This window comes from Burkholderia sp. SR8 (genome assembly GCF_052851275.1).
In genome coordinates, this window is the sequence record NZ_JAULUC010000003.1 from 256,147 (window position 1) to 277,335 (window position 21,189).

19 protein-coding genes and 2 pseudogenes are annotated in these 21,189 nt (G+C 68.9%); 16 read left to right on the forward strand and 5 right to left on the reverse strand.

Annotation, left to right across the window (positions count from 1 at the left end; all coding sequences use genetic code 11):
• Positions 1-4: 4 nt before the first annotated feature.
• Together Q3A80_RS05340 and Q3A80_RS05345 are read right to left on the reverse strand one after the other, a co-directional pair.
• Positions 5-759: pseudogene (locus Q3A80_RS05340) on the reverse strand (SDR family NAD(P)-dependent oxidoreductase).
• 102 nt (positions 760-861) lie between these two features.
• Entirely contained in the window at positions 862-2,040 is a 1,179-nt protein-coding gene (locus Q3A80_RS05345; protein WP_446328023.1) for a helix-turn-helix transcriptional regulator, read from the reverse strand.
• Between the two features lie 245 nt (positions 2,041-2,285).
• Here Q3A80_RS05345 and Q3A80_RS05350 point away from each other — a divergent pair, with 245 nt between their 5' ends.
• A complete protein-coding gene (locus Q3A80_RS05350; protein ID WP_446328024.1) occupies positions 2,286-2,666 on the forward strand; it encodes a DUF4377 domain-containing protein in 381 nt (126 codons plus the stop codon).
• Positions 2,667-2,693: 27 nt separating this feature from the next.
• On the opposite strand, the gene Q3A80_RS05355 is transcribed toward Q3A80_RS05350, so the two are convergent.
• On the reverse strand, positions 2,694-4,082 hold the full coding sequence (locus tag Q3A80_RS05355) for a DHA2 family efflux MFS transporter permease subunit (RefSeq protein ID WP_446328025.1): 1,389 nt from the start codon (positions 4,080-4,082) through the stop codon (positions 2,694-2,696).
• Between the two features lie 184 nt (positions 4,083-4,266).
• Here Q3A80_RS05355 and Q3A80_RS05360 point away from each other — a divergent pair, with 184 nt between their 5' ends.
• On the forward strand, positions 4,267-5,136 hold the full coding sequence (locus tag Q3A80_RS05360; protein ID WP_446328026.1) for a LysR family transcriptional regulator: 870 nt from the start codon (positions 4,267-4,269) through the stop codon (positions 5,134-5,136).
• Positions 5,137-5,238: 102 nt separating this feature from the next.
• On the opposite strand, the gene Q3A80_RS05365 is transcribed toward Q3A80_RS05360, so the two are convergent.
• The gene (locus tag Q3A80_RS05365) at positions 5,239-5,589 is read right to left on the reverse strand and encodes a VOC family protein (RefSeq protein ID WP_446328027.1); all 351 of its coding nucleotides are present in this window, start codon (positions 5,587-5,589) and stop codon (positions 5,239-5,241) included.
• Positions 5,590-5,848: 259 nt separating this feature from the next.
• Here Q3A80_RS05365 and Q3A80_RS05370 point away from each other — a divergent pair, with 259 nt between their 5' ends.
• The 8 genes and pseudogenes from Q3A80_RS05370 (at position 5,849) to Q3A80_RS05405 (ending at position 14,405) form a co-directional block, all read left to right on the forward strand.
• Complete coding sequence (locus Q3A80_RS05370; protein ID WP_446328028.1) at positions 5,849-6,988, forward strand: LLM class flavin-dependent oxidoreductase; 1,140 nt, start codon at positions 5,849-5,851, stop codon at positions 6,986-6,988.
• A gap of 184 nt (positions 6,989-7,172) precedes the next feature.
• Positions 7,173-8,366, forward strand: coding sequence for an acyl-CoA dehydrogenase family protein (locus Q3A80_RS05375; RefSeq protein ID WP_446328029.1), 1,194 nt, complete (start codon positions 7,173-7,175; stop codon positions 8,364-8,366).
• A 10-nt stretch (positions 8,367-8,376) separates the two neighbouring features.
• A pseudogene (locus Q3A80_RS05380) lies at positions 8,377-10,133 on the forward strand (FAD-dependent oxidoreductase).
• Positions 10,133-10,651 (forward strand): flavin reductase family protein, encoded by a 519-nt coding sequence (locus Q3A80_RS05385; protein ID WP_446328030.1) that lies wholly within the window; start codon positions 10,133-10,135, stop codon positions 10,649-10,651. The pseudogene Q3A80_RS05380 and the gene Q3A80_RS05385 overlap by 1 nt, the downstream one beginning before the upstream one ends.
• A 40-nt stretch (positions 10,652-10,691) precedes the next feature.
• Complete coding sequence (locus Q3A80_RS05390) at positions 10,692-10,892, forward strand: hypothetical protein (protein WP_446328031.1); 201 nt, start codon at positions 10,692-10,694, stop codon at positions 10,890-10,892.
• 10 nt (positions 10,893-10,902) lie between these two features.
• Positions 10,903-11,961, forward strand: a complete 1,059-nt coding sequence (locus Q3A80_RS05395; RefSeq protein ID WP_446328032.1) for a 2Fe-2S iron-sulfur cluster-binding protein — start codon at positions 10,903-10,905, stop codon at positions 11,959-11,961.
• Between the two features lie 46 nt (positions 11,962-12,007).
• Positions 12,008-13,594: a FadD3 family acyl-CoA ligase gene (locus Q3A80_RS05400; protein ID WP_446328033.1), complete on the forward strand. Its 1,587-nt coding sequence runs from the start codon at positions 12,008-12,010 to the stop codon at positions 13,592-13,594.
• A 37-nt stretch (positions 13,595-13,631) separates the two neighbouring features.
• On the forward strand, positions 13,632-14,405 hold the full coding sequence (locus Q3A80_RS05405; RefSeq protein WP_446328034.1) for an SDR family NAD(P)-dependent oxidoreductase: 774 nt from the start codon (positions 13,632-13,634) through the stop codon (positions 14,403-14,405).
• A gap of 487 nt (positions 14,406-14,892) precedes the next feature.
• Here the strand turns inward: Q3A80_RS05405 and Q3A80_RS05410 are convergent, their stop codons facing one another.
• Entirely contained in the window at positions 14,893-16,119 is a 1,227-nt protein-coding gene (locus Q3A80_RS05410) for an acyltransferase family protein (RefSeq protein ID WP_446328035.1), read from the reverse strand.
• Between the two features lie 647 nt (positions 16,120-16,766).
• On the opposite strand from Q3A80_RS05410, the gene Q3A80_RS05415 reads away from it, so the two are divergent.
• The 6 genes from Q3A80_RS05415 to Q3A80_RS05440 all read left to right on the forward strand — a co-directional run bounded on the left by Q3A80_RS05415 (position 16,767) and on the right by Q3A80_RS05440 (position 21,187).
• Complete coding sequence (locus tag Q3A80_RS05415) at positions 16,767-17,003, forward strand: FitA-like ribbon-helix-helix domain-containing protein (RefSeq protein WP_014899176.1); 237 nt, start codon at positions 16,767-16,769, stop codon at positions 17,001-17,003.
• Positions 16,990-17,406: a PIN domain-containing protein gene (locus Q3A80_RS05420; protein ID WP_446328036.1), complete on the forward strand. Its 417-nt coding sequence runs from the start codon at positions 16,990-16,992 to the stop codon at positions 17,404-17,406. The genes Q3A80_RS05415 and Q3A80_RS05420 overlap by 14 nt, the downstream gene beginning before the upstream one ends.
• Positions 17,407-17,653: 247 nt before the next feature.
• Positions 17,654-18,550 carry a VOC family protein gene (locus tag Q3A80_RS05425; protein ID WP_446328037.1) on the forward strand — a complete coding sequence of 299 codons (897 nt, stop codon included), beginning with the start codon at positions 17,654-17,656 and terminating at the stop codon, positions 18,548-18,550.
• A 9-nt stretch (positions 18,551-18,559) separates the two neighbouring features.
• A complete protein-coding gene (locus Q3A80_RS05430; protein ID WP_446328038.1) occupies positions 18,560-19,453 on the forward strand; it encodes a CoA transferase subunit A in 894 nt (297 codons plus the stop codon).
• A gap of 10 nt (positions 19,454-19,463) precedes the next feature.
• A complete protein-coding gene (locus Q3A80_RS05435) occupies positions 19,464-20,261 on the forward strand; it encodes a CoA-transferase subunit beta (protein WP_446328039.1) in 798 nt (265 codons plus the stop codon).
• Positions 20,262-20,269: 8 nt separating this feature from the next.
• The gene (locus Q3A80_RS05440; protein ID WP_446328040.1) at positions 20,270-21,187 is read left to right on the forward strand and encodes an enoyl-CoA hydratase; all 918 of its coding nucleotides are present in this window, start codon (positions 20,270-20,272) and stop codon (positions 21,185-21,187) included.
• Positions 21,188-21,189 lie beyond the last annotated feature (2 nt).

Below are 21,189 nucleotides of genomic sequence, written 5' to 3' on the forward strand. Positions count from 1 at the left end.
ACGATCACCACACGGTGAACCCGCCGTCGACCGCGATCGCCTGGCCGGTGACGAAGCGCGCGGCCGGCGAGCAGAGCCACATCACCGTTTCCGCGATGTCGCGCGGTTCGCCGAGCCGTGCCATTGGCGTCGCCTGCGTCAGCCGCGCCATGTCGTCGCGGTTCTCCGGCCGGTCGGTGATCGCCGTGTGCGCGATGCCGCCCGGGCATACGGCATTCACGCGGATGCCGCGGTTCGCATAGTCGATCGCGACCGAACGCGTGAGGCCGATCACGCCGCTTTTCGATGCCGAATAGGCCGACAGGCCCGGGCCGCTGACGAGCCCCATGATCGACGACGTGTTGACGATCGCCCCGCCGCCGGACGCCAGCATGTGCCGGCATTCGTGCTTCATGCACAGCCATACGCCCTTGAGGTTCACCGCGATCGTGCGGTCCATTCGTCTTCGTCGAATTCGGCGACGGGCGCGCCGCGCGGCGCGATGCCCGCGTTGTTGAACGCGATGTCGAGGCGGCCGAAGGTGGCGACCGCCGTGTCGATCGCCGTCCGGACGGCGTCGGCGCGCGACACGTCGGTGCGCAGCACGATCGCGTTCGCGCCGAGCTGCGCGATGGCATGCGCGGTGTCCTCGGCGGCCGCGACCACGGTGTCGAGCACCGCGACCCGCGCACCGGCCTGCGCGAAACACAGCGCGGCCTGTCGTCCGATGCCGGTGGCCGCGCCGGTCACGACGGCGACTTTTCCTGCGAAGCTTTCCATGCCTGTCTCCTGCGGCGGTGAACGAACCGACAGGTTAGGGCGCGCTTGCGCACGCTTCGACGTTGAAACGGACTAGGCGGTGTCGACGGCGTGGCGCGTGCATCATCCGAGCGACAACACGCTGTTCAGCAACGTGCGCACGAGCGTCGCCTGCCGCGTGACGCCCGTCTTCGAGAAGATCGCCCGCAGATGCGAGCGCGCGGTGTTCTTGCTGATGTCGAGTTCGTCGGCCGCTTCCTCGAGCGTCAGTCCGTTGACGAGCGCGAGCGCCAGCGCGGTCTCGGCCGGCGTGAGGTCGAACAGCTTGCGCACGATGTCGTGCGACGCCTGCGACTTGCGCTCCGCATCGCGGATGAAGATCGCGCACGCTGGCCGGCGCGGATTGTCCTCCGACCATTCGCTGAGCGGCACCGCGCGGATCAGCACGCCGAGCGGCGGCTTGCCGGACGGGCGCGGCACCGCGATCGCCTGCGCGACCGACGGCGCGTCGCCGCCCAGGCGTTCCGCGAGCACTTGCCGGATCAGCTTCTGCAGCTTGCGGTCCTCCAGCGGATACGACGCCTCCAGCGCACCGGCCCGCACGCGCAGCCCGTCGCATTCGGCGAAGATCTCGTCCGCGACGGTATTGGTCTTCATGATCGTGCCGCGCTCGTCGAGAATCGCGGTGCCGACGAGCATCCGGTCGATCGTGCTCGCATACAGCGTGCGCTCCGATTCGACCATCCCGAACTTCGCATGCAGCCGCACCGCGCGCTTCAGGTGCGGCAGCAGCGCGTTGCAGACGGCCTTGTCGGCCGTCGAGAACGCATGGCCGTTGTGCGAGCGGCACACGCGGAACCGGCATTCGATCCCGTCGGCCGTGCGCAGGTCGGCGCCCATCAGGTAGCCGACGTCGAACGGTTCGAGAAACTCGCGATACATCGCACTGTTGCGCCACACGCCGACGCCGAGCAGTTCGTCGACGGTGACGACGCGATCGCTCGGCAGGTTCACGAACGGATCGAGCGCGTAATAGTAGTTGTTGTACGATGCGACGCCCGGCAGCGGCGCGCTGTGCTCGGACGCATTGATCATCAGCCCCGCGTGACCGCTCGCGGGCCAGCGCAGGATCATCGTCACGTAGTTTGCGTCGAGATGCACGCGGATCTGCTCCAGCGCGCCGCCCCACGGCACGTCTTCCAGCGGGCCTTCATAGATTTTCGCAAGCAGTGCGTCGAACTGCTCGAGCGTCAGTGCCGAGCGGGCAAGGCCCGGGGGCAAGGGCGGGGGCGCCGTGGTCATCGCGGTTGTCTCCTGTTGCAGCCGCCCGGTCGCTGTGCGCCGGGCGTGCCGATGCGTGCAGGGTCGGGCGCGGACCGCCGGGGGCGACGGCGCGAAGCTGCCTGCACCGGCACACGGTAGCGCATCGGCGCACGCGCGACATCCCACGAATGAGGGTGGCGGCACGCGCGCTGTAAGCTGTTTGTGAACTTTCCCGGCGCGCGGTTCGTCTAATCGCCCCGCTCACGCTTCCGGAGGAACATCAGATGAATCGCAAGACCCGAACGCTGCTCGGCGCGGCCGCGATCGCCGGCACCGCGCTGCTCGCCGGTTGCCAGACCGACGCAGTCGCGACGGCTGCGCGCGCGGCCCGCCCGGCCGACGGCCAGCCCGTGACGAAGACCGTCTACGTCGCGCCGCAGGCGGCGCGCTGCACAGGTGTCGCGCCGATGGACTGTCTGCAGGTGCGCAGCAGCCCCGCCGAGCCGTGGAGCCTGTGGTACGCGGGCATCGAAGGTTTTGCGTACCAGCCCGGTTATCGATATGTGCTGGAAGTCGACGAATATCGCGTCGCGCAGCCGCCGGCCGACGGCTCGTCGATCCGCTGGGTGCTCAAGCGTGTGGTCGAGCGCCGCCAGGTGAACTGACGGCGAGCGGCCTGCCCGCGGCGCCGCTTACGCGGAGGGCCGCGGCGCGACCGGCGTCGGCGGCGCGGCCGCGTCGATCCGCCGGAACACGACGGACGACAGCAGCGTGACCGCGCCCATGCAGACGAACGACAGCATGAAGCCGTTCGCCATCGAGCCCCAATGCGCGGCGAACAGGTTCACGAGCCCGCCGCCGATGGACACGCCGAGCCCCATCGCGAGCATCTGCATCATCGTGAACAGGCTGTTGCCGCTGCCGGCGTCGGCGTGCGACAGCCCCTTCAGCGTCGCGGCGTTCATCGCGGCGAACTGCATCGAATTCGCGGCGCCGAACACGATCAGCAACGCACTCTCCAGCACCGGCGCGGGCCGCGCCGATACCAGCGCGAACCCCGCGATCGCACAGCCGACGATTCCCGTGTTCACCACCAGGAAGTTCGCATAACCGAAGCGTTTCGCGAGCGGCGCGATCCAGCGCTTGGCGATCACGCCGGCGATCGCGGCCGGCAGCATCATCATCCCCGACTGCAGCGGCGTATAGCCGAGCTGTACCTGCATCAGCAGCGGCAGCATGAACGGCACCGCGCTCGTGCCGATCCGGCACAGCAGGTTGCCGAGCAGCCCCGAACCGAAATTCGGTTCGCGGAACAGCCCCAGCCGGAACAGCGGCTGCGCGCGACGCCGCGCATGAGGCAGGTAAGCGAGCGCGCTCGCCACGCCGAGCACGGCCAGCCCGATGGCCCCCCCGGTGCGGTGCGCGGGCATCGGCGGATCGATCGCGAGCGACAGCGCGATCATCGCGACCGACAGCAGCGCGCAGCCGACGAAATCGAACGGCGGCGGCTGCGTTGCGCGATCGTGCGGCAGGAAGCGCTGCACCGCGATGAAGCCGACCACGCCGACCGGCACGTTGACGATGAACACCCAGTGCCAGGAAATCGCCTGCGTGAGCCAGCCGCCGAGCGTCGGCCCGACGATCGGGCCGAGCTGCCCGGCGATCGACACGAACGCGATCGCCGCGACGTACTGCTCGCCCGGCACGCGGCGCAGCACGGCGAGCCGCCCGATCGGCAGCAGCATCGATCCGCCGATGCCCTGCACCGCGCGCGCGACGACGAGCTGGCCGAGCGTGTGCGACGCCGCGCAGCCGATCGAGGCGAGCGAAAACACCAGGATGGCGACCGAGAACACGCGACGCGTGCCGAACCGGTCGGCGAGCCAGCCGGACGCCGGCGTGAGCATCGCCATCGTCAGCGTGTAGACGACCACGACCGGCTGCATCGCGAGCGGCGATGCATGCAGGCTCTGCGCGATCGACGGCAGCGCGGTATTGACGATGGTCGTGTCGAGCGACTGCATGAAAAACGCGGCGGCGACGATCCACAGCAGCGCGGAGTGTGAGGGTTCGCGGGACATGACGAAATGGCAGGAGAGGCGACCGGCGCGGCGGCGACATCGTGGCATGGCGCGCGACATGGCCTGGCAGGCTCGCGCCGGCGCACGGCCGGTCTACAAGCGCTCGATGGTACCGATTCCGCCGGTCATCGGGAAGCTGCCTTAAGGCATTGACTGTCATCGGAATTGCCGATGACAATGCGGGATGCTCAATCCCGTCTGGCTCAAGACGTTCGCGACCGTCACGAATTGCCGCAGCTTCACCGAAGCGGGGCGGCAACTCGGGCTCAATCAGTCGAGCGTCAGCGAACACATCCGTCGTCTCGAAGAGAGCGTCGGCCGGCGGCTGTTCGTGCGCGACACCCATTCGATCGCGATGACGGCCGACGGCGAGGCGCTGCTCGTGCATGCGAACGTGATCCTGCAGGCGCTGAACCGCGCGGAATCGCAGTTCCGCAAGCCGCGGCTGCAGGGCCGCGTGCGGCTCGGCGCGTCGGACGATCTCGCGCTCGTCGCGCTGCCGGACGTGCTCGCCGCGTTTCGCGACGCGCATCCCGACGTCGCGCTGGAGATCACGACCGGGATGACGAGCCGGCTCTACGAAATGATGGATGCGGGCGCGCTCGACCTGATGGTCGGCAAGCGGCGGCTCGGCGAGCGGCGCGGCACGCCGCTGCTGCGCGCTCGGCTCGAATGGGTCGCGCGGCCGGGCACCGTGGTCGACCTGGAGCGGCCGCTGCCGCTCGTGCTGGTCGCCGAGCCGAGCGTCACGCGCGCGGTCGTGCTGAATGCGCTCGCGGAAAAGGGCATCGGCTGGGAAGTCGTGTGTTCGAGCAGCAGTCAGCCGGGCTGCATCGCGGCCGCGCGGGCCGGGCTCGGGCTCACCGCGACGTCGCAGTATCTGTCGGCGCGCGGCCTCGCGCCACCGGTGAACGGCGACGGGCTGCCCGCGCTGCCCGACGTCGAATTCATCGCGCTCGCCGCGAAGCGGCTCAGCCAGCCGGCCGGCACGCTGCTCGAACTGCTGGAGACGAGCGACCTGCGCACGCCGGGCGCGGCGGCGGAGAACGTGTAGCGCACGTCGCGACCGGACATCGGCGGGGTACGGCACGCGGCGTGCGGCCGGAATCGCACAGGGCCGCGCCGCGCACCCCGCCGCGCACCCCGTTTCGCAGCCTCACGCCGCGCGTTTCTGCGAAATCACCAGCAGCGCGCCGTTCTTGTCCTCCAGCACCGCGCGGTATTCGTGCGGCCCCGCCTGCACCGGCACGCGCACCGACGCGCCGGCCTTCACGACCCGCGCCATCGCGGCGTAGAGATCGTCGTCCTCGTCCACGCGCAGCACGAGCGCCGCGCGCTCGACGATCTGCTCGTCGCCGGCGACCAGCGCGATCGTCAGCGGGCCGCCGTCGAGCGCGCAATAGCGTTCGCCGTCGCGCAACTTCACGGTGAGCCCCAGTCCGTCGACGAACAGCGGCAACGCCGTGTCGATGTCGTCGACCGGATACAGCAGCATCGATACCTTCATTCCCTCTCTCCGTTGTCGTGATGTGTGCGGCGCGCGGGCACCGTCGTTCGATGCTAGCGCGCGGTGCCGGCCGCGACGCAGTCTGTTCGGATGACGGTGAAACCCCTCTGTCCCCGCGTACGCACCGTTACTCCAAACAGACGATGCCCGGGCGGGCCCGCGCGCCGACACTCCCATCCGTGGACCGTCGCTGTTCGTCCGTACCGGGCGGATCGGCTGCACGACCCCGACTCGTCCAACATACATGGAGACGCACGCAATGAAGTTTTCCCTCATCTACGAAGCCCAGACTACCGACGCATCGCGCGAGGGCGACCATCGGGTGTTCAAGGAGACGGTCGAGCAGGCGCTGCTGGCCGAGCAGGTCGGCTTCGACACGATTTGGTGCGTGGAGCACACGTCGCTGACCAACTATGCGCACATGAGCGCGCCGGAAACCTTCCTTGCATACCTGGCCGGGCGCACGACGCGCATCGGCCTCGGTCACGGCGTCGTGTGCCTGCCGCCGGCGATGAACCATCCGATCAAGGTCGCCGAGCGCGTCGCGCTGCTCGACATCCTGTCGGGCGGCCGCGTGCATTTCGGCGTCGGCAAGGGCGGCAGCCAGCAGGAAGCCGGTGCGTTCGGCTACGACCTCAACGAACTGCAGCCGATGATCGACGAGTCGATGTACCTCGTGCCGAAGATGTTCGTGCAGGACGAGATCGAGCACGACGGGCAGTACATCAAGATTCCGAAGCGTCCGATCCACCCGAAGCCGTTCCAGGATCCGCATCCGCCGATGTATCTCGCGTGCACGAACACCGACGCGCTGCTGCGCGCCGGCCAGCGCGGGATGGGCGCGCTGGTGCTCGGCTTCGGCGGCCCCGACGAAGTCGCGAAGAAGAATGCCGTGTATCGCGAAGCCTGGGCGAACCGCAAGCCGGAAGACCAGGTCGGCTTCCGCCCGACACAGCACCTCGCCGCGCTGTGCCCGACGGTCGTGATGGCCGACGGCCAGAAGGCCCGCAAGATCGGCATCCGCGGCCAGCGCTATTTCATGGAGTCGCTCGCGTACTGGTACACGGGCGGCGAGCGTCCCGATCCGGCGAAGTGGGGCGACGACCTCGTGCAGGCCGATACCGGCGAGATGGTGATCCGTTCGCGCTTCGCGTCGGAGGAAGTCGTCGTGAACTTCGCCGATCCGGCGCTCGCGATGATGAACCCGAACCATGCGTACGGCACGGTGGACGACTGCATCGGCTACGTGGGCCGGCTGCAGGAAGCGGGCGTCGACGAAGTGCTGTTCCTGTGCCAGATGGGTACGGTACCGCACGACGCGCAGATGGAAACCATCCGCAATATTGGCGAGCACGTGATCCCGTTCTTCAACAAGGAGAAGGAGCGCGCCTGCGCGTGAAGCGGACCGCCGCCGGTGCCGGCGCGGCGCGGCGGCGCGCCGTGCCCGTCGTCCCTTCGGACGATGCGGTGCGGCCGCGCGCAGCCGACCATCGGCACTGCAGCAATCCTCGCCCGCGGCGCAGCCCGCGACGAACCACTTAGAGAGAACGGGGCGCGCGCGCTCCGCATCACAGGAGACATTCGTGCATCGCGACAACGATTCGAACGCACTGGCCGCCACGCTGATCGCCCGCGCCGAGGCCCTGGCGCCGACGCTCGCCGGCCGCGCGGCGCAGGCCGAAGCGCAGGGCCGCATCCCGGCCGAGACGATCGCCGACATGCAGGCCGCCGGCTTCTTCAAGGTGCTGCAGCCGAAGCGCTACGGCGGCTACGAACTCGATCCGCAGACTTTCTTCGACATCCAGATGGCGCTCGCGCGCGGCTGCATGTCGACCGCGTGGGTGTACGGCGTCGTCGGCGTGCACAACTGGCAGCTCGCGCTGTTCGACGCGCGCGCGCAGCAGGACGTGTGGGGCAAGGATCCGGCGACGCTGATCGCGTCGACCTACATGCCGGTCGGCCGCGTGAGCCCGGCCGACGGCGGGTTTCGCCTGTCCGGCCACTGGAAGTTCTCGAGCGGCAGCGAACTGTGCGAATGGGTGTTCCTCGGCGCGCTGGTGCCGCCGGCCGAAGCCGGCCAGCCGCCGGAATACCGCACGTTCCTGCTGCCGAAATCCGACTACCGGATCCAGCAGGACTGGGACGTGCTCGGCCTGCGCGCGACCGGCAGCCACGACATCGTGGTCGACGACGCGTTCGTGCCCGCGTACCGCACGCACAAGGCGATCGACGGAATGATGGGGACGAGCCCGGGGCTCGCGGTGAACGATGCGCCGCTGTTCAAGCTGCCGTTCGCGCAGATCTTCGTGCGCGCGGTGTGCACGTCGTGCATCGGCGCGCTGCAGGGCGCGCTCGACGATTTCACCGGTTATGCGGCCACGCGCATATCGGCCAACAGCGGCGCGAAGACGACCGACGATCCGGGCGCGCAGAGCGCATGCGCGAACGCGGCCGTCGCGATCGACGAGATGAAGGTGCTGCTCAAGCGCAATTTCGCGGAACTGATGGCATCGGTGACGGGCGGGCCGGCCGTGTCGATCGAGCGCCGCGTGCATTTCCGCTACCAGTCCGCGCAGGTGGCCGAGCGCTGCGCGCAGGCCGCGAACGCGCTGCTGCGCTACGCGGGCGGCAACGGCATCTATCACCGCAATCCGCTGGTGCGCCGTTTCCTCGACCTGCACGCGGCGCGCGCGCACTACGCGAACAACGTCGACCGCTTCGGCCAGAACCTCGGCGCCGTGATGCTCGGCCGCGAGAACACCGACTACTTCATCTGACGAGGCCGCGATGAACGACACGCAAGCGCAGCAATACGCGTTCGACGTCGTGGTCGTCGGCTCGGGCGCCGGCGCGCTGCTCGCCGCATGTCGCGCGGCGGACCGCGGGCTGTCCGTCGTCGTGATCGAGAAGACGGCGCTGTACGGCGGCACGTCGGCGGTGTCCGGCGGCGGCATCTGGGTGCCGTGCAATCACCATGTCGCCGAACTCGGCGCGACCGACTCGCGCGACGCCGCGCGCCGCTATCTCGACGCGTGCACGGCCGGCGCGTCGCCGTCCGACAAGCTCGATGCGTATCTCGACCACGCGCCCGAGATGTTGCGCTACCTCGAAGCGAAGACGCCGGTGCGCTACCAGGCGCTGCCGAAGTACGCAGACTATTTCCAGAAGCTGCCGGGCGCGATGCCGGGCTATCGCGCGCTCGATCCGCTGCCGTTCGACGGCGCGCTGCTCGGCGACGAACTCGAGCGGCTGCGTCCGCCGTCGCCCGGCACGCTGATCGGCGGCCGCGTGGCGGTGACGTCGAAGGAGGCGCACACGCTGTTCTCGCGCGGGCCGGGCTTCATGAGGCTCGCGATCGCGCAGTTCGGCCGCTACTGGCTCGATGTCGGCGTGCGCCGCCGCACGCGACGCGACCGGCGCCTGACGCTCGGCAACGCGCTGATCGGCGGTCTGCGGCGCGCGCTGCTCGAGCGCAACGTGCCGGTGTGGCTCGACACGCCGATGCGCGATCTGCTCGACGTCGACGGCCGCGTGACGGGCGTGCGCGCGCAGCGCTTCGGGCAGCCGGTGACGATCGTCGCGCGGCGCGGCGTGATCCTCGGCGCGGGCGGCTTCGAGCGCAACCAGCCGATGCGCGAACGCTACCTGCCGCAGCCGACGCAGATGCAATGGAGCGCGACGCCGCCGGCCAATACCGGCGACGCGATCGCCGAAGGTCACCGGCTCGGCGGCGCGCTCGCGCTGATGGAACACGTGTGGGGTGCGCCGACGGTCGGCGTCGCGGGCGAAGAGAAGCAGCGCGCGCTGTTCGTCGAACGCAACCTGCCGGGTTGCGTGATCGTCAACGGTCTCGGCAGGCGCTTCGTCAACGAAGCCGCGCCGTATTCGGAGTTCGTGCCGGCGATGTATCGCGACCATGCGCGCACCGGCGCGTGCGTGCCGGCGTGGATGGTGTTCGACGCACGCTTTCGCCGCAAGTATCCGTGCGGGCCGATCATGCCGGCGTCGATGATGCCCGATTCGCGTATTCCGGCCGCGTTTCGCGACGTGCTCGTCAAGGCCGACACGATCGACGCGCTCGCCGCGCGGATCGGCGTCGATGCGGCCGGGCTCCACGACACGCTGCGCGACATGGCCCGTTATGCGGCGACCGGCATCGACGAAGCGTTCGGCAAGGGCGACAACCTGTTCGACACGTACTACGGCGATCCGCGCAACCGGCCGAACCCGTGCCTCGGGCCGGTCGACGAGGCGCCGTTCTACGCGGTGCGGATCGATGCGGGCGACATCGGCACGAAGGGCGGGCTCGTCACCGACCCGCACGCGCGCGTGCTGCGCGCGGACGGCACGCCGATCGACGGCCTCTATGCGATCGGCAACACCAGTGCATCGGTGATGGGCACGAGCTACCCCGGCGCGGGCTCGACGCTCGGTCCGGCGATGACCTTCGGGTTCATCGCCGCCGACCACCTGGCCGCGCAGGCGGCCGATGCCGGCGGCCGCCTGCGCGGCCGTCCACGACTGAACTAGACGGAGTCCAATGATGAGCGATCTCACTACCCATCCGCTGCGCACCGACATGCTGCTCGCGATGCGCCGCCTCGCGCGCTCCGTCACCGTCATCAGCAGCGCGCACGACGGCCGGCGCTACTCGATGTCCGCGACGGCGGTCGATTCGCTGTCGACCGATCCGCCGTCGCTGCTGATCTGCATCAATCGCAGCGCGTCGCTGTATCCGCCGCTCGACGCGGGCGCACCGTTCTGCGTGAACGTGCTGTCGGCGCGCCATGAAGGCATCGCGATCGACTGCAGCGGCCGACTGAAGGGCGAGGCGCGCTTCACGACCGGCGAATGGCGCACGTCGCCGCTCGGCGTTCCGTATCTGCACGATGCGCAGGCGAGCCTCGTGTGCGAGCAGGACGGCCGGTTCGAATACGGCACGCATACGGTGTTCATCGGGCGCATTCGAGATGTGCTGATGAGCGGCGACGTCGATCCGCTCGTCTATCTCGACGGCGCATACACGACGCCCGGCGCGCCGGCGAGCCGAGCGGCCGCGTGACGATGGCCGCGCGTTTTCCTGCATCGGACGGAGGCGATTCATGACACGCAGACCGAACCGCAATATCGCGAACGGGGCGGCTACGACGATCCTGCGCGACGTCGTGCAGCTGGTCGGCAATGCGGCGACCCGGATGCCGAACGCGTTCGCGTGCAGCGCGCCGGCGCTGGCGCTGGCGCAGCATGCCGTTGCTGCGCGCCGCACCGACGTCAACGGCCGGCCCGCGGCCGGTGCGGCATGAGGAGCCGGCGATGAGCGATTCCCGTTTTCATCGGCTGACCGTGGCCGACGTCATCGCCGAAAGCGACGACGCGTGCTCGTTCGTGTTCGACGTGCCGGCCGCGTTGCGCGATGCGTTCGCATACCGGCCCGGCCAGTTCCTGACGCTGAACGTGCCGTGCACGGACGCGACCGTTGCGCGCTGCTACTCGCTGTCGAGCGCGCCGGGCATCGATGCGGCGCCGAAGATCACCGTCAAGCGCGTGCGCGAGGGCCGCGCGTCGAACTGGCTGTGCGACCGCATCCGTGCGGGCGACGTACTCGACGTGCTGCCGCCGGCCGGTGTGTTCACGCCGCGCACGCTCGACGGCGACCTGCTGCTGTTCGCGGGCGGCAGCGGGATCACGCCGGTGCTGTCGATCCTCAAATCGGCGCTCGTGCACGGACGCGCGATGGTGACGCTGATCTACGCGAACCGCGACGAGCGCTCGGTGCTGTTCCGCGACGAGCTGCAGCAGCTGGCGCACCGCCATCCGGGGCGTCTGCGTGCGATCCACTGGCTCGACAGCGTGCAGGGCGTCCCGCAGCAGCGCCATCTGGAGGAACTCGCGCGGCCGTTCAGCCGGCAGGAAACGTTCATCTGCGGGCCCGCGCTGTTCATGGAGAATGCGCTCGCCGCGATGCTCGGCCTCGGGCTGCCGCGTGCGCGCGTGCATGTCGAGCGGTTTGCGTCGCTGCCGGATGCGCCGGTGCAGGACCAAGCGTTTGCTTCCGCATCGGCTTCGGTTGCGGCCGCCGCTGCCGCGTCCGGCCGCGGCGCGGCGATCGAGACGGTGCTCGACGGCGACGCGTTTGCATTCGACAGCGCGCCGGGCGAGACGCTGCTCGATGCGATGCTGCGTGCGGGCCTGCCGGCGCCGAGCTCGTGCCGGATGGGCCAGTGCGGCGCGTGCATGTGCCGCGTCGAACGCGGCGAAGTGACACTCGACGGCAATCACGTGCTCGACGACGACGAGATCGCGGCCGGCTGGACGCTCGCGTGCTGCGCGCGGCCTGCCAGCGACGCTCTTCGCGTGGTGTTCCCCGATTGAGCCGCGGCGCGCCGGCGGCGCGCGCGGCAACCCTGTTCCGATGCCTATGACGATGGACAACGAAATCCTCACCACGCCCGCACTGATCGCGCGGGCCGCGGCGCGCCACGGCGCGCATCCGGCGATCGAGTCGGAGCACGGCCGGCTGACCTATGCAGGACTCGACGCGGCGCGTGTCGAAGCCGCACGCGCGCTGCTCGCGAGCGGTATCGAGATCGGCGACCGGGTCGCCGTATGGGCGCCGAACCTGCCGCAATGGATCGTCGCGGCGCTCGCGATTCATACCGTCGGCGCGATCCTCGTGCCGGTGAACACGCGGATGAAAGGGATGGAGGTCGGCGGCATCCTGCACGACGGCGGCGCGCGGCTGCTGTTCTGCTGCGGCACCTTTCTCGGCGAATCCTATCCGGCGATGCTCGCGCCGCACCGGCCGACGACGCTCGAGCGTGTCGTCGTGTTCGACGGCGAGCCGCCGTCCGGCGCGCGCGACGAGACCTGGAACGCGTTCCTCGCGCGCGGCGCGGCCGTGCCGCTCGATGCGGTGCGCGAGCGGGAAGCGCAGGTGACGCCCGACACCGTGATGGACCTGATGTTCACGTCCGGCACGACCGGCCGCCCGAAGGGCGTGATGACCGCGCACGGGCAGAACCTGCGCGCCGCGCAGGCGTGGGCGGCGATCGCCGGCGTGCGCCGCGACGACCGCTACCTGATCGTCAATCCGTTCTTCCATACGTTCGGCTACAAGGCCGGCTGGCTCGCCGCGCTGTCGAGCGGCGCGACCGTGCTGCCGCATCTGGTGTTCCAGCCGGCCGACGTATTGCGGCGCATCGCCGACGAGCGCGTGTCGGTGCTGCCCGGCCCGCCGACGCTGTACTACGCGCTGCTCGATGCGCCCGATCGCGCGACGCGCGATCTGTCGTCGCTGCGGATCGCGGTGACGGGCGCGGCCGCGATCGCGCCGAGCCTGATCGAGCGAATGCGCGCGGAGCTCGGTTTCGAGACGGTGCTGACCGGTTACGGGCTGACCGAATCGTGCGGGTTCGCGACGTTGTGCCGCCAGGGCGACGATGCGGAGACGGTCGCCTGTACATCCGGGCGGCCGATGCCGGATGTCGAGCTGCGCATCGCGGGGCCGGACGGCGCGGCGCTGGGGCCCGACGAGACGGGCGAGATCTGGGTGCGCGGCTACAACGTGATGCGCGGCTATTTCAACCAGCCGGACGCGACGCGCGAAACGGTCGACGCGGACGGCTGGCTGCATACCGGCGATCTCGGCTGCGTCGATGCGCACGGCAACCTGAAGATCACCGACCGGATCAAGAACATGTTCATCGTCGGCGGCTTCAACTGCTATCCGGCGGAGATCGAGCGGCTGCTCGCCGCGCATCCGGCGATCGCGCAGGTCGCGCTGGTCGGCGTGCCCGATACGCGGCTCGGCGAGGTCGGCCATGCGTACGTCGTGCTGCGTCCCGGTGCGCAGGTCGACGCCGATGCACTGAACGACTGGGCGCGCCGCAACATGGCGAACTACAAGGTGCCGCGGTATTTCACGTTCGTCGAGCAGTTGCCGACGAGCGCGGCCGGCAAGGTGCTGAAGTACCGGCTGCGCGCGGACGCCGAAGCGGCGGCCTGAATGGCGGCGCGCGACATCACTTCGACGGGACGATTCCATGAACGACAACGGATTTCCGCATGGCGCAGTGCTCGTGTTCGGCGGCAGCGGCGGAATCGGGCAGGGCGTCGCGCTCGAGTTCGCGCGCGCCGGCGTGCCCGTCGCGCTCGGCTATCGCAGCAACGCCGCCGTGGCGGAGCGCGTGTTGCGTGAACTGCGCGGCGCAGGTGTCGCCGCCACCGCGCATTGCGCGGACGTGACCGATCCCGCGCAGATCGATGCGGCGCTCGCGGCGGCGATCGACGCGCATGGGCGCGTGCACACGATCGTGTGGGCGGCCGGCCCGTTCGTGAACCAGCGCGCTATCGCCGACATGACGCACGACGACTGGCGTCGCGCGATCGACGTCGAGACGGTCGGCTTCTTCAATGCGGCGAAGGCTGCGCTGCCGCATTTTCGAGCATCGGGAGGCGGGTCGTTCGTCACGCTCGGCTCGGCCGGCCATCTGCGCTGGCCGGATCGCGACGGGCTGTCGGTCGCGCCGAAGGCGGCGAACGAGGCGCTGGTCAAGGGGCTTGCGCGCGAGGAAGGCCGTTACGAGATCCGCGCGAATTCGATCCTGGTCGGCGTGATCGAGGCCGGGATGTTTCCGGTGCTGCTCGAACAGGGGCAGTTCGATCAGGCCTGGATCGACGAGACGCAGAAGATGCTCGCGCTCAAGCGCTGGGGAAAGGCCCATGACATCGGGCGTGCGGCGGTGTTTCTCGCATCGGATCGCGCGAATTACATCACGGGGCAGCAACTGAATGTGTCGGGTGGGTATGGGCTGTAGTGGCACGCGGAGCGTGCTGGACTGCGAAAACAGCTGCGTTCCTGAAACATTTCCATCGATTCCTGCCGGCGTAACCGCAGACGTTTGATCGCGACGCTTGTCCGGCGCGGCTTTGCGCCGCATGGCACACGCCTTGCTGCTAGGCCCGTGCCGCTCGACACAGCCGCGTGCAACGCAATGACGATGCGCGGGAGCGGCACGCAACGACATCGAAATATCGGGGATCGGATCGAGCCGCGGGATGGCGGCCCGTCGCGTCGGACGCATGGCGTCGTATCGGCGACGCGAACGGGCATCGCGCGTTCGCTCCGTCAAAGAGCAAGCTTGCATGATGTCGTGCCGGGGGACCCGCTGCGCGTGGCGGTACGTGCTGCGCGCGGCGGGGCGGTTTTTTCGCGTCGACGAACCGAACCGGATGATGTCGCGGTATCGCCGGTATCCGGTCGTGCAGATCGGAATCTCGTACCGGTTGCGAGCCGCGCCGGCGTCACAGCGCGGCCGTGTGATGTTCGCGCGCGGGTTCGAGCGTCCGGCGTACCGGGCGCGGCGTGTTGCGCTTCGCGATGAACGGATGTTCGATGTAGCGGTACGTCATCAATGCACAGAAGACGGCGACCAGCGCGCATGCGAGCGACAACGCCCACACGCCCGCGTCATCGAAGGCATCGATCGGGAAAACGAACTTGTTGAACGCGCGGACGAGCGCGTACACGATCACCATGTGGATCATGTAGATGCTGAAGCTGGCGGTGCCGAGCAATGCGAGCGGCCGGGTCGTGAGCATCCCGTAGAACGTATTGCCGCACGCGACGCACAGGAACACGGGAAGCAGCGGCAGCGCGCCCTCGATCGAATAGCGTTCGGTCGGGTACGGGCAGACGCTGAGAATCAGCAGCGCAACGGTGGCCGCCGATTTCGTGCCGAGCAGCGCGCGCAGCGCCGGATGGCGCGATACTTCGAACGCGAGCGCGCCGCACGCGAACAGCAGCGCCATGCCGCCGGGCGGCCCGTACAGCGCGGCACAGAGCGTGACGATCGCGAGCGCGAGCAGCTTGCGCCACGCTTGCATCGCAACGAACCACGCGAGAAACGGAATGGCGACATAGAAGCGCCATTCGTACGCGAGCGTCCACCATACGCCGCTCAACTGGCTGGTTTGTTCCGCGCCGTTGACCGGGAACGCGCCGAACCAGCCGAGCGACGCGGTCTTGAGCAGGTCGACGAGCAACGGGATCGGCGCGTTGACGACGTTGCGCGGAAACCAGTACAGCGTGCACGCAACGATGACCGCCGCGTAGAAGAGGTAGAGCGGTGCGACGCGCCGCACGCGTCCGACGAAGAAGGCGCGCACGTCGAGCGTGCCGCGGCACGCACGTTCCCAGAACAGGAAGCCCGTCACCATGAAGAACATGGCGACGGGAATCGCCCCGAGATTGCGCAGGAAGTCGGAGGTGGCGCCCCAGACGCCGGTCGAGAACACGCCGAGGTTGCACGCGAAGTGATGGAACACGACGGAGGTGGCCAGGATGCCGCGGAAGCCGTCGAGGTTCTGATAGCGCATCGACAGCGACTTGTCGACGGCCGCCCGGTAGAACGGCACGTGCCTGGCCGCGAGCCACGCGATGATCGCCACCGCCGCGACGCACGCGGGGAAGTAAAGCTTGTCCGGAGTCGGAGCAAACAGGATGTCCAGAGAAGAGGGTGTCAGGTCCACTGGAGGGCGTCTCGTGTCTTGGATCGCTCGGATCGGGATTTCAGGCACGGATGGTCCGCGTCGATGCTAGGTCTTCCACGCGTTTTGTGCGGCGTTCGAGCGCCGGTCTCGTCAATCGATGTTATCAAACGATCGCGACGGCATGCCGCACGCAGATGCAACATGATGTTTCGCACGTCTGGCGCGACGCCATGTCGCTGTGAGGCGCACCACTGGGTGATGGACGATGGCCGAGACGGATGACGCGAGGTCGTTCAACCGAGGCGCGTCGCGTCGGCTTCAGTATCGCGGCACCGCAAAACCCGTTCCTCGCGTGATGCGTCCGCCGTTACCGGCGACTCCACTCGTCCAGGTCGACGGGGTGGCGCGACGTCACGACTCAGCAGGCCGCGCCGGACGCACCGCACCGGCTCGGACGACTCGTCAGTCAATGGCCATTCGGCCGTCTTTCCCGTCCTGCCGATCCGGCTTACCTTGCTCGACAGCAACTCAACGCGTCGGGCCGGCGGCGCACCGTGGGCGACCCTCGTCACCCGCTGCCGCCGGCCCACGCCGACCCGTCTTCCATTCGGCCACAACGGTGATAGCAATGCTTGCAATTCACCGGCATCGCGCTATCATTGATAGCAACCTGAGTGGAGGGACCCATGGCAAATCTTCTGGTGCGTAACGTGGATGACAGTATCGTTCAGAGCCTGCGCGAGCAGGCTGCGGCCAACGGCAGGAGCGCCGAGGCCGAACATCGGGCCATTCTGGCCGATGCGCTCGGCCGGCCGAAGCGACGGACCTTCGCGCAAGTGCTGATGAGCATGCCGGACGTCGGCGAAGACGCGGATTTCCAACGTGTTCAGGATTCCGGCGAGGTCAGGCGTGTTTTTGATTGATACCAACGTCATCAGCGAGATCAGGAAGGGCAAGCGAACCAACCGCGGCGTACGCGCGTTCTTCAGGCGGGCCGAGGCGGACGCGAGCCCGCTTTACCTGTCGGTCGTGACGGTGGCCGAGCTGCGGCGCGGCGTCGACCTGATCCGTCATCGCGGCGATCATCCGCAGGCGTCGGCGCTCGAGGCCTGGATGGCGACGATCCTGTCCGGCTATGCGTCGAACATCCTGCCGGTCGATATCGAGACCAGCCAGATGTGGGGCCATTTGCGCGTGCCGGACCCGGCGCACGCGCTCGACAAGCTGATCGCCGCCACCGCGCTGATCAACGATCTGACGGTCGTCACGCGCAATGTCGACGACTTCGCCGGCACCGGCGTCCGGCTGCTGAACCCGTTCGACTGACGCGCGGCGCCGCAGCGCGGCAGCCCGTCGGCGCGCTCCCCGTTCTTCCTTCCGCTTTCTGCATCGCGCATCGCACGCCTGCGCCCGCCGCGCCGGGCTTCAGCGCACCTCCGATCGCCATCGCCTTCCCGTTCGGCCTGGTCCTGAAAGACCGGCCGCCTCTCGTCCCAACAGACGATGTGACGCCATCCCCGACCGGCCAGAATCCTTTCACGAACAACGGATTCTGAACCTGGAGGAGGCCGACATGATCGATGTCCGTGCGCTCGGCTACGTCGTCGTCGAGGCGACCCGCGTCGATGCGTGGCGCCGCTACGCGCAAGACGTGCTGGGCATGCAGGCGCTCGACGCGCCCGACGGCGCGTTGTACCTGAAGATGGACGAGCGCGATTTCCGCTACGTGATCGTTCCCGGCGCGACCGACCGCTATTTCGCATCGGGATGGGAGCTGGCCGACGGCGCCGCGTTCGACGCCGCGCTGGCCGCACTGCAGCAGGCGGGCGTCGAAGCCGTGCGCGCGACGCGCGACGAAGCCGCGCTGCGCCGCGTGCAGGCGATGGCATGGTGCACCGACCCGTCCGGCAACCGCCACGAACTGTACTGGGGCGCACGCTGCGACTTCCGCCGCTTCGTGTCGCCGCTGGGCGTCGCGCGTTTCGTCACCGGCGACATGGGGCTCGGCCACGCGGTGCTGCCCGCGCCGCAGTTCGATGCGACCGACGCATTCGTGCGCGGCGTGCTCGGCTTCGAGCTGTCCGACATCTACCGCGTGAAGTTCACGCCCGATCCGGCCGAACCCGAGAAGCGCATCCACTTCATGCACTGCCGCAACGCGCGCCATCACAGCCTCGCGCTGTTCGAGATGGCCGCGCCGTCGGGCTGCGTGCACGTGATGGCCGAAGTCGACTCGATGGACGAAGTCGGCCGTGCGCTCGACCGGGCCGCCGCGCACGACGTGAAGCTGTCGGCGACGCTCGGCCGGCACTGCAACGACCAGATGATCTCGTTCTACATGAAGACCCCCGGCGGCTTCGATCTCGAATACGGCTTCGGCGGCCTCACGGTCGACTGGTCGAAGCACGCGGTATTCGAGGCCACGAAGGTGAGCCAGTGGGGCCACGATTTCAGCATCGGATACCGGTAAGCCAGCACGATGACGACGAAACCTCTCGACAAGACGATGTCCGCGCGCGACGTGGTCGCGCAACTCGCCGACGGCATGACGATCGGCATCGGCGGATGGGGGCCGCGGCGCAAGCCGATGGCGCTGGTGCGCGAGATCGCGCGCTCGAACCTGAAGGACCTGACGATCGTCGCGTACGGCGGCGCCGACATCGGGCTGCTGTGCGCTGCGGGCAAGGTGCGCAAGGCGGTATTCGGCTTCGTGTCGCTCGACGCGATCCCGCTCGAGCCGCATTTCCGCCGCGCCCGCGAACAGGGCCGCGTCGACGTGCTGGAGCTCGACGAAGGGATGCTGCAGCTCGGCCTGCGCGCGGCCGCCGCGCGCCTGCCGTTCCTGCCGACGCGTGCCGGGCTCGGCACCGCGCTGCTCGATCACGCGCCGCAGCTGCGCACCGTGCAGTCGCCGTATGACGACGGCGAGACGCTGCTCGCGATGCCGGCGATCGAACTCGACGCCGCGCTGCTGCACGTGAACGCGGGCGACCGGATGGGCAATACGCGCATCGATGGCCCCGATCCGTTCTTCGATGCATGGATGGCGCGCGCCGCGAAGCGTTGCTACGTGTCGGCGGAAACGGTCGACGCATCGCTCGCGAGCGACGATCTCGATGCCGCGCGCCGCAATCCGTTCGAGCGCTCGCTCGTCACCGGCGTCGTGCATGCACCGGGCGGCGCGCATCCGACGTCGTGCGGGCCCGCCTACGGCTGGGATCTGCCGCACCTGCGCGCGTACTGCGCGAGCGCGGAAGACGATGCGAAGACGGCGGCGTACCTGCGCGACGTGGTCGGCCAGGACGAACGCCAGTACCTCGAAGGCGTAGGCGGCCTGTCGCACGTGACGACGCTGCCGTTGCCGATTCTGTAAAGGAGCGCCTGTGAGCGAATCTCTCGACCATTCCCTCGCGGAACTGATGATCGTCGCGTCCGCGCGACTGTGGCGCGACGACGGCGAAGTGCTGGCGACCGGCATCGGCACGGGCCCGCGGCTCGCGGCCGGCCTCGCGCGGCTCGCGTACAACAACGGGCTGATGCTGACCGACGGCGAAGCGTATCTCGTCGAGGAGCCGATCCCGCTAGGACCCCGTCCAGACGGCTACCGCGTGAAGGCGAGCGGCTGGATGACCTACGAACGCGTGTTCGACTGCCTGTGGCACGGCCGCCGCCACGCGCTCGTGATGCCGACGCAGATCGACCGCTTCGGCCAGGCGAACATCTCGTGGCTCGGCGACGACTACGCGCGTCCGAAGACGCAGCTGCTGGGTGCACGCGGCTTTCCCGGCAACTCGACGAACCATGCGAACTCGTTCTTCGTCAGCGGCCACGGCAAGCGCACGTTCGTCGCCGGCGAAGTCGACATGGTCTGCACGGTCGGCTACAACCCGGCGCGCCGGCTGCCCGGCATGAGGACCTTCGTCGACCTGCGCAGCATCGTCACCGACCTGTGCGTGATGGATTTCGGCGGTCCCGATCATGCGATCCGTGTGCGCTCGCTGCATCCGGGCGTGAGCTTCGACGAGGTGCAGGACGCGACCGGCTTCCCGCTGCTCGCGCATCCGGAACTCGGCACGACGGCCGCGCCGAGTGCGGACGACCTGCGCATCGTGCGGGCGCTCGATCCTCACAACCTGCGCGCGACGATCGTGCGCAACAATCCGGCGCCGCGCCGCGGATGAGGTCCGACATGGAAGCGACCCAGATGACGTTCGGCGACGGTGTCGTCGACTATGCGGTCGAGGACGGCATCGCGACGATCACGATGAACCGCCCCGAGTATCACAACGCGCAGAACTCGAAGATGACCTATGCGCTCGACGCGGCATTCCGGCGCGCGGCGCACGACGACGCGGTGAAGGCGATCGTGCTCGCGGGCGCCGGCAAGCATTTCTCGGCGGGGCACGACATCGGCACGCCGGGTCGCGACATCCACGAGTCGTTCGATCGTGCGTCGCTGTGGTACGACCACGTCGACAAGGAAGGCGGCGAGTTCCTCTATGCACGCGAGCAGGAGGTGTACCTCGGGATGTGCCGGCGCTGGCGCGACCTGCCGAAGCCGACGATTGCGATGGTGCACGGCGCGTGCATCGCGGGCGGGCTGATGCTCGCGTGGGTGTGCGACCTGATCGTCGCGTCGGAGGACGCGTTCTTCGCGGATCCGGTCGTGCGGATGGGGATCCCGGGCGTCGAGTATTTCGCGCATGCGTACGAGCTGAACCCGCGCATCGCGAAGGAATTCCTGTTCCTCGGCGAGCGGATGCCGGCCGAGCGCGCATACCAGATGGGGATGGTCAACCGCGTGGTGCCGCGCGAGCGGCTGCGCGACGCGACCTACGCGATCGCCGCGAAGATCGCGACGATGCCGCGCCTCGGTCTCACGCTGACCAAGCAGGCGCTGAACCACGTGGAGGAACTGCAAGGCAAGCGCGCGGCGATGGACGCGGCGTTCGCATGGCATCACTTCGCGCATGCGCACAACGAACTCGTCAGCGGCGACCGCCTCGGCGGCTATGACGCACGCAAGATGGCCAGTTCGCAGCGCACGGCCGGCGACGACGCTCAGCGCGACGCCGCACCGGCCGCCGTCAACGGAGCCGCGGCATGAAC